The 7,259-nt window shown below is 46.0% G+C and carries 8 protein-coding genes; 6 read left to right on the plus strand and 2 right to left on the minus strand.

Annotated elements, in window-relative coordinates:
- The first annotated feature begins 146 nt into the window (after positions 1-146).
- Positions 147-1,316 carry a sulfate adenylyltransferase gene (gene sat / locus RMO52_RS10355; protein ID WP_310413700.1) on the plus strand — a complete coding sequence of 390 codons (1,170 nt, stop codon included), beginning with the start codon at positions 147-149 and terminating at the stop codon, positions 1,314-1,316.
- A gap of 70 nt (positions 1,317-1,386) precedes the next feature.
- Entirely contained in the window at positions 1,387-1,833 is a 447-nt protein-coding gene (locus RMO52_RS10360; protein ID WP_309742511.1) for a hypothetical protein, read from the plus strand.
- 250 nt (positions 1,834-2,083) lie between these two features.
- On the opposite strand, the gene RMO52_RS10365 is transcribed toward RMO52_RS10360, so the two are convergent.
- Together RMO52_RS10365 and RMO52_RS10370 are read right to left on the minus strand one after the other, a co-directional pair.
- Complete coding sequence (locus tag RMO52_RS10365) at positions 2,084-2,956, minus strand: S-methyl-5'-thioadenosine phosphorylase (protein WP_309744973.1); 873 nt, start codon at positions 2,954-2,956, stop codon at positions 2,084-2,086.
- A 198-nt stretch (positions 2,957-3,154) separates the two neighbouring features.
- On the minus strand, positions 3,155-3,565 hold the full coding sequence (locus tag RMO52_RS10370) for a hypothetical protein (RefSeq protein WP_309744975.1): 411 nt from the start codon (positions 3,563-3,565) through the stop codon (positions 3,155-3,157).
- 144 nt (positions 3,566-3,709) lie between these two features.
- On the opposite strand from RMO52_RS10370, the gene RMO52_RS10375 reads away from it, so the two are divergent.
- The 4 genes from RMO52_RS10375 to RMO52_RS10390 all read left to right on the plus strand — a co-directional run.
- The gene (locus tag RMO52_RS10375) at positions 3,710-4,909 is read left to right on the plus strand and encodes a class I SAM-dependent methyltransferase (protein ID WP_310413705.1); all 1,200 of its coding nucleotides are present in this window, start codon (positions 3,710-3,712) and stop codon (positions 4,907-4,909) included.
- Positions 4,910-4,972: 63 nt separating this feature from the next.
- A complete protein-coding gene (locus RMO52_RS10380) occupies positions 4,973-5,215 on the plus strand; it encodes a 2Fe-2S iron-sulfur cluster-binding protein (protein WP_309744979.1) in 243 nt (80 codons plus the stop codon).
- A 58-nt stretch (positions 5,216-5,273) separates the two neighbouring features.
- Complete coding sequence (locus RMO52_RS10385; RefSeq protein WP_310413708.1) at positions 5,274-6,371, plus strand: DUF4419 domain-containing protein; 1,098 nt, start codon at positions 5,274-5,276, stop codon at positions 6,369-6,371.
- Between the two features lie 69 nt (positions 6,372-6,440).
- Positions 6,441-7,259, plus strand: an 819-nt coding sequence (locus tag RMO52_RS10390) for a sigma 54-interacting transcriptional regulator (RefSeq protein WP_310413711.1), incomplete at its 3' end; no start/stop codon positions are given.

The following is a 7,259-nucleotide window of genomic DNA, read 5'->3' on the forward strand; positions in this document are numbered from 1 at the left end:
CCAAAACCTAAAGCCTAAAGCCTAAAACCTAAAGCCTAAAACCTTCCCCCATCTCCCCTAAAACCTAAAGCCTAAAGCCTAAAACCTTCCCCAAAGCTGCTAAAGTGATCCATAAAAGTATCTAAAAAATTGCGAGGAAAATTAGTTTGAGTCAGCGTTCTGGTATTGCGCCCCACGGCGGTGAATTGATAAATCGCATCGCCACCCCCGCTCAAAAAGCCGAATTTCTGAGTAAAGCCGAGAGCTTGCCCAGAGTAACATTAGACGAGCGGGCATATTCCGATTTAGTCATGATTGCGATCGGTGCATTCAGTCCGCTTCAGGGGTTTATGCCAGAAGCAGATTATCATCCTGTCGTTGCTAAAATGCGCCTCGCGAATGGGTTGCCGTGGTCGATTCCGATTACGCTATCTGTAACTGAAGCTGTCGCCGCACCTCTAACCGTTGGTTCGCTCGTCAGATTAGATGACAGTAACGATCGATTTGTCGGCGTTTTACAGCTCACCGAAAAATACACTTACGACAAGCAGCAAGAAGCGATTAACGTGTATCGCACCGATGATGAAAAGCATCCCGGTGTCAAAGTCGTCTACGACCAGGGGAATGTCAATTTAGCAGGTGATATCTACCTGTTAGAACGGGAAGCGCACCCGCAATTTCCCACCTATCAAATCGATCCTGTCGCCTCCCGCGCTCAGTTTCAAGCTAAAGGCTGGAACACGATCGTCGGATTTCAGACTCGCAACCCGATCCATCGCGCCCATGAGTATATCCAAAAATGTGCGATGGAAACCGTCGATGGGTTATTTCTCCATCCCCTCGTCGGCGCAACCAAAGAAGATGATATCCCCGCCGATGTGCGGATGCGCTGCTATGAAATCATCCTCGAACATTATTATCCCAGCGATCGAGTCATCCTCGGCATTAACCCCGCCGCGATGCGCTATGCTGGGCCACGGGAAGCCATTTTTCACGCCCTAATCCGCAAAAATTACGGTTGTACCCATTTTATCGTCGGACGCGATCATGCGGGCGTAGGCGACTACTACGGCACCTACGACGCTCAACACATCTTTAGTGAATTTGAACCAGGGGAACTTGGCATCACCCCGATGATGTTCGAGCACGCGTTTTATTGTCAAGTTACCAAATCAATGGCAACTACCAAAACTAGTCCCAGTACGCCCGAACAACGCGTACATCTATCCGGTACTAAAGTCCGCGACTTACTCCGTCAAGGCGAATTACCACCGCCAGAATTTTCGCGCCCTGAAGTCGCCGCCGAATTAATTCGGGCTATGCAAGGGAACAAATAGATGGCAATATCTAACTAATAACCAGCACCTACCACACAACTTAACTAACTAACCAATCACCCACAAATATATGTCCATCAAGTTTTCGATCTCGACAGTTGTAATGGCGGCAGTATTAACATTAACTCATACTGCGATTCTCGTTCCGAGAGGCTCCGCCAACGCGACTGCTGAAGTTTACAAAACCAGCAAAGACCAAGTGGTAGTTACAGGTTTAACAGCTAAACAAAAGTATCCCATCAAAGGGACTAATGCTAAAAATAAGCCCGTCACCCGCAAAGATGTCGCAGCAAATACTTGTGGTGAAGCGCTAGTCGATGGTGCTGGAAAATATAAAACGTTAGTCATCGGTACCGAAACGATCGATCCTGCTACTCTCCCTGTGAAAGTCCACGCCAATTGCAAACCGAAAAAGACTGTATCTACTCCCAAGAAAAAGATTACAGCTAAAAAAGTAACGACAAGTACAACTACCATGCCCGTCGCTACACCATCCATGGCACCAACCACTAAATAACGCGATTCAATGGTAGCCAAACCTAAATCCCCGACTGTCTTATCTCGCTGCTTGGTGCGCTGTCTTGTCTCGCATAATCCGGGAGCGGCGCATCGAACGGGAGGGAACCTCCGCGTGATTTGGGTCGCTTGCTTGGTGGAACGCACGCTGAGGAAGCCTCAGCGCGATTCCATCCGCAAACCGTCGGGGAACAGAGGCGTGCGCGAGCCGCTTCTTGAAGAAGTCGGGGATTTGTCTTTACCAACATTATCTATAGATATTTTTTCAGTAATAGTGCTAGTTTTTGCTTAGTAGTTTCCGGTACCTTATCTAGCGGTGTGATAATGGCATATTTGAGAGCCGAATGTGCCTCCGAAACAAATAAATTTGCACTCAGACGGCGGACAGTTTCTTGAATGACACTTTGAGCATTAGTTGCATTCTTGTGTAAATTGGCAATTATCATCTCTACCGTAACGCTATCATGGTCGGGATGCCAGCAATCGTAGTCAGTAGCTAAAGCTAGCGTCGCATAAGCAATCTCAGCTTCTCGTGCCAATTTTGCTTCCGGTAAATTAGTCATCCCAATTACCGTCCCGCCGAGCTGTCGATACATATTCGACTCAGCTTTGGTCGAAAAAGCTGGCCCTTCCATACAGATATATGTACCACCTTTGTGTAAACTAATCTCCGGGAGATTTAGGGACTCGATCGAGTCTGCTAAGACACTAGCTAATTGCTGACAAATCGGATCGCCAAAGGCAATATGCCCGACAATTCCTTCTCCAAAAAAAGTACTCGTTCGACTCCGTGTGCGATCGATAAATTGGTCTGGTAATACTAAATCTAACGGCTTAACTTCCGCTTGCAAAGAGCCAACTGCCGATGCGGAAATCAGGTACTCGACACCGATTTGTTTCATCGCATAGATATTGGCTCGATACGGCACTTCTGTCGGGGTCAGATGATGATTGCGTCCGTGTCGTGCCAAAAAAACAACTTCAACCCCTGCTAAATCTCCGACGATGAGATTGTCAGAAGGTTTGCCAAATTGCGTGTCTACACTCACCTCGCGGACATTATTTAAAGCAGACATCTGATAAAGTCCACTACCACCAATGATGCCAATTTTGATGTCACTCATTTTAATAATTGATAATCATATGTTTTCAGAAAAGTCAGATAAATCGTAGGGTGGGCACTGCCCACCATCTAAATCTTAGGCATTATCAACAAGTAGTTAAGAACAAACATCGCTCGAATAGATATTACCAAAAACCTTTGTGGTGGGCACTGCCCACCCTACTTTCTAAAGCCTAAAACCTAAAGCCTAAAGCCTAACTCAAGGATTTGGTTTAATTTGACTAATTTTGGTATCGATATCAATTAGTGTATCTAATACAATCCTCTTAGCATAAAGCTTCCAGCCCCATTTCTGAATTGCGATCGCCGCAGCAGTCCCACCGATAGCGGCGATAAAGTCCAACGGCTGATTGAGTGATATTCCAAATAACAAGCCCAATCCGGCAATGCCCCAAAATGGGAGGGCAACGGTTTGGCGTTGGGTTTCGACTAATTTGACGATACCGCCTGTAGGTAATTCTTTTTCCAGAGTAGCTTTGACAGCTTTTTGCTCCGCCAGATTTACAGACAAACCGATTTTACGACGCAATTTCTCGATCTTACGTGCGTCACTGCTGTATTGAGTGAGTTCGTCTTCAGCCATTAATACCAATCGTTCGTACTGTCCCACAAGTTTGTTAATTTCTACAAATATTCACAAATGATTATAGCTGACGATTTAGATCGGTACCTAATCCCCGATTGTTCGCTAAGCAATTCGGGAACCTTTGCTAAAGCGAGTAAAATATGTGAGTGTTCAACCAGCGATCGAGTTATGGAAGCCAGTCCCGCCCAGATTAGTCAAGCAGTTCAAAATCTCTACGATACCTATCCCTTTCCGCCAGAACCCCTGCTCGACGAACCGCCCCCAGGATTTAACTGGCGGTGGCAATGGCAAGCGGCGTACAATTTTTGTACCGGGCAAATGCCCCAGCGGGAAGATATTCGGATTCTTGATGCTGGCTGCGGGACGGGTGTAAGTACCGATAGCTTAGTCCATCTCAATCCTCACGCGCAGGTAACGGCGATCGATCTCAGTCCTGGTGCGTTGAAAGTTGCCACCGAACGCTGCGCTCGATCGGGTGCAACTAGAGTAGAATTTCATCATCTGAGTCTGTTCGATGTCGCCCAGCTACCGGGGGAATACGACCTGATTAACTCGGTCGGCGTGCTGCACCATACCCCAGACCCAATTCGCGGTATTCAAGCCTTAGCGGGCAAGCTAGCCCCCGGTGGGTTAATGCACATTTTCGTCTATGGGGAGTTGGGACGCTGGGAAATCGAACTGATGCAACAAGCGATCGGGATGTTGCAAGGCGATAAGCGTGGAGACTATAAAGATGGGGTCAAAATCGGTCGATCGATCTTTGCGTCCCTACCAGAAACTAATCGCCTAGTAAAGCGAGAAAAAGAACGCTGGGCGATGGAAAATCACAAAGATGAATGCTTTGCCGATATGTACGTCCATCCCCAGGAAATCGACTACAATATCGAGACGTTATTTGAACTAATCGATGCTTCTGGGTTAGATTTTGTCGGGTTTTCTAATCCTGAATTTTGGAGTTTGGAGCGACTTTTAGGCAAGGCACCCGAAGCATTAGCACGTGCGAAACAATTAGACATTCGCCAGCAATATCGACTGATTGAATTGCTCGATACCGATGTCGCTCATTATGAGTTTTTCCTGTCCAAGCCACCGTTACCTAACTCGATCGATTGGTCGCAGGATGAGGTTTTGCTAGCGGCGATGCCTTATCGTCATCCCTCGATCGAAGGCTGGGAAAGTCAGAATGTGTTTAATTGTGATTGGAAATTGATTAATCTCTCGGACGTTGAGTTTGCCTTCATGCAAGCTTGCGACAAGAATCAATCGCAGTTAACAGTTGGCAATCTATTAGATTCAGTCGAGATTTCGATAGAAAATGTGCGCTCGCTCTTGGCTGATAAAATGATAATGTTAAAAGTTAAAAGTTAAGCCAGAAACCCGATTTTTTCAAAAAGTCGGGTTTCTAAACATACTCGATAGACTCATAAATTTATGTCTGTAACAGTTCATTTTTTACCAGATAAAGTCACCGTCACCGCCGAAGCTGGCGAACCATTACTCAACGTTGCCGAACGCGCGGGCATATCGATTCCGACGGGTTGTTTGATGGGTTCTTGTTATGCTTGCGAAGTAGAAATCGAAGGGCAAGAAAATCCAGTGCGGGCGTGTCTGGCAAGTATCCCCAGCGGTGAATCGGTGCTGATCGTGCATCGCTATGACGATCCGATTTGGTGATCGGTATCGATGGTAGTACTTTGTCTATGAGTTTGACTAAATAATCGGGAGCGGAATTATGGGTATTTTCGATCTATTATCTGTAAAATCATCGATCGCTACTTGGCCGACTGTTTTTGATGTTTCAGATGTCAAACAAGCAACTCGACCTTTGCGTGAAATTTCTTATCGTCGAGCTATTAAATTATTACTTACCACGCCAAAGCAAAGCCGATCGACTATTCAGCAATCCAAGATCGAAGCTTGTTCGCAATATCGGCACAAACTAATCGCATCGGTAAAATTTCATCCCTTCATTGCGGCACTGCACCACGCTTTCAACGACCATCGCCCATTGTCATTATCGCCAGATATGATGTGGTTGCTAATCGCACAAGGATTGGCAGATTGGATTAATTCTCATGCAGAAGAACTGCGATCGCACTTTGTAAAACATCAAGACAAGGTAAAAATTGTAGTTGTCGATAACGATCTGGTTAAGGGAAAGCAAACTAATGACTGGACTAAGATATTTACAGAATTTTCAACCTCAATTCGTCAACATATTGGAAGTGAAACTCACGATCTATTAGTGCCAACATTTTCAACAACTGGTGTGGTAGAAAAAGCCGCCTCGGAAATCGTACTATTAGAGGCAATGCAATCTTACTTTGAGTTGGAAGTCGATACTTTGTGCGGGATTCCCCAAATTCAATTAGAGGGTACCATTGCTGATTGGCAACAGCTACTAGAACGAACCGCACAAATCGATCGGTTTCAACTTGAGTGGTGGGTTGATGCACTCATCCCGATTTTAGAACAGTTTATTTTGACAGCGCAAGGCAAACCAGATCGAGATTTTTGGCGATCGATGTATAAATATAATGATGATAGCGGTGATGCGATCGTCAGTGGCTGGATTACGCGATTTTTTCCATACTTAAATAACGAGCGATCTATGCCTGTATCGATTCTGAAGCAGCAGTTTTACCAAAACAAGGAAATTAAAATTAGTTCATTTACTAGCGGATTGGCAAAAGCTCCCTTTGTCTGGAAATATCTCGATCGCAATTATTCAATGGAATTTATCGGTGGATTTGTAGGAGTCAAACAAGATCGAAACAGTTTGTTTCTACGCCCTGAAATCGGCTGGATAGTTAGAGAATTAAAAACATAAAATTATCGGATTATTTCTTGCCATGCAGGGTAAACTGATAACTAACGATCGATAGGTATCTCCCGCAACATGTCTACAGCAACATTAGCGAACTGGCTGGCAGCATCTACCGAATTAGGCATGTTACCAAATGATGTCCTCGAATCGATCGCGAGTGAATTGGTAGAATTATCGGTACCCGCAGGTTGTCGAGTCACGTTGGAAGATACGCCTGTAACTAAGCTGTATATCCTCGCATCGGGGCAAGCCGAGCGGTATCGTCGCCAAAAAGCCGGATTGATGTGGGCGACGGGTTTATTGCCGGGTGCGGTGGTAAATTTATCGGCATTGCAGCGCGGGCAATTAGCAGATAGTCGGATTGTGACGATTACGGAGTGCCAGTTTCAGACGATCTCCACCGACAGATGGCAAGCATTAGTTACCACCTATCCCCAAATTACTGCTGCTTACACCGAGCGACTTGCAGACAAACTGACACAACTCGAAGGTGAAATCGCTTTTGAGCAAGACAGGCAAGCCGCTTTGCGGACTTACTTAGTGCCCCAAGCCAAGCGGGGGATTATTGGCAGCAGTCGGTATGCTGTCAAGTTGCGCCAGCAAATTCGCACGGCGGCTAGTGACGATCTGGCGGTACTGATTTCTGGCGAACCAGGGTTAGAAAAAGATAATATTGCCGCGCTGATTCACTTTGGTTCCAGTCGTCGCCGTCAACCGATTATCAGTCTCAAAAGTGCCCTGATTACTACCACTGGTGCAGAATTATTCGGGCGCGTGGGCGGTAAACCAGGATTATTAGAGTGGCTGGGTGAAGGGACGTTAATTTTAAATGACGTGCAAGAATTACCGCGCGAATTAGTTACCCAAATCGAGCAATTATTAACGACTGGC

The sequence above is a fragment of the Chamaesiphon sp. OTE_8_metabat_110 genome (genome assembly GCF_031382685.1).
Lineage (GTDB): Bacteria > Cyanobacteriota > Cyanobacteriia > Cyanobacteriales > Chamaesiphonaceae > Chamaesiphon.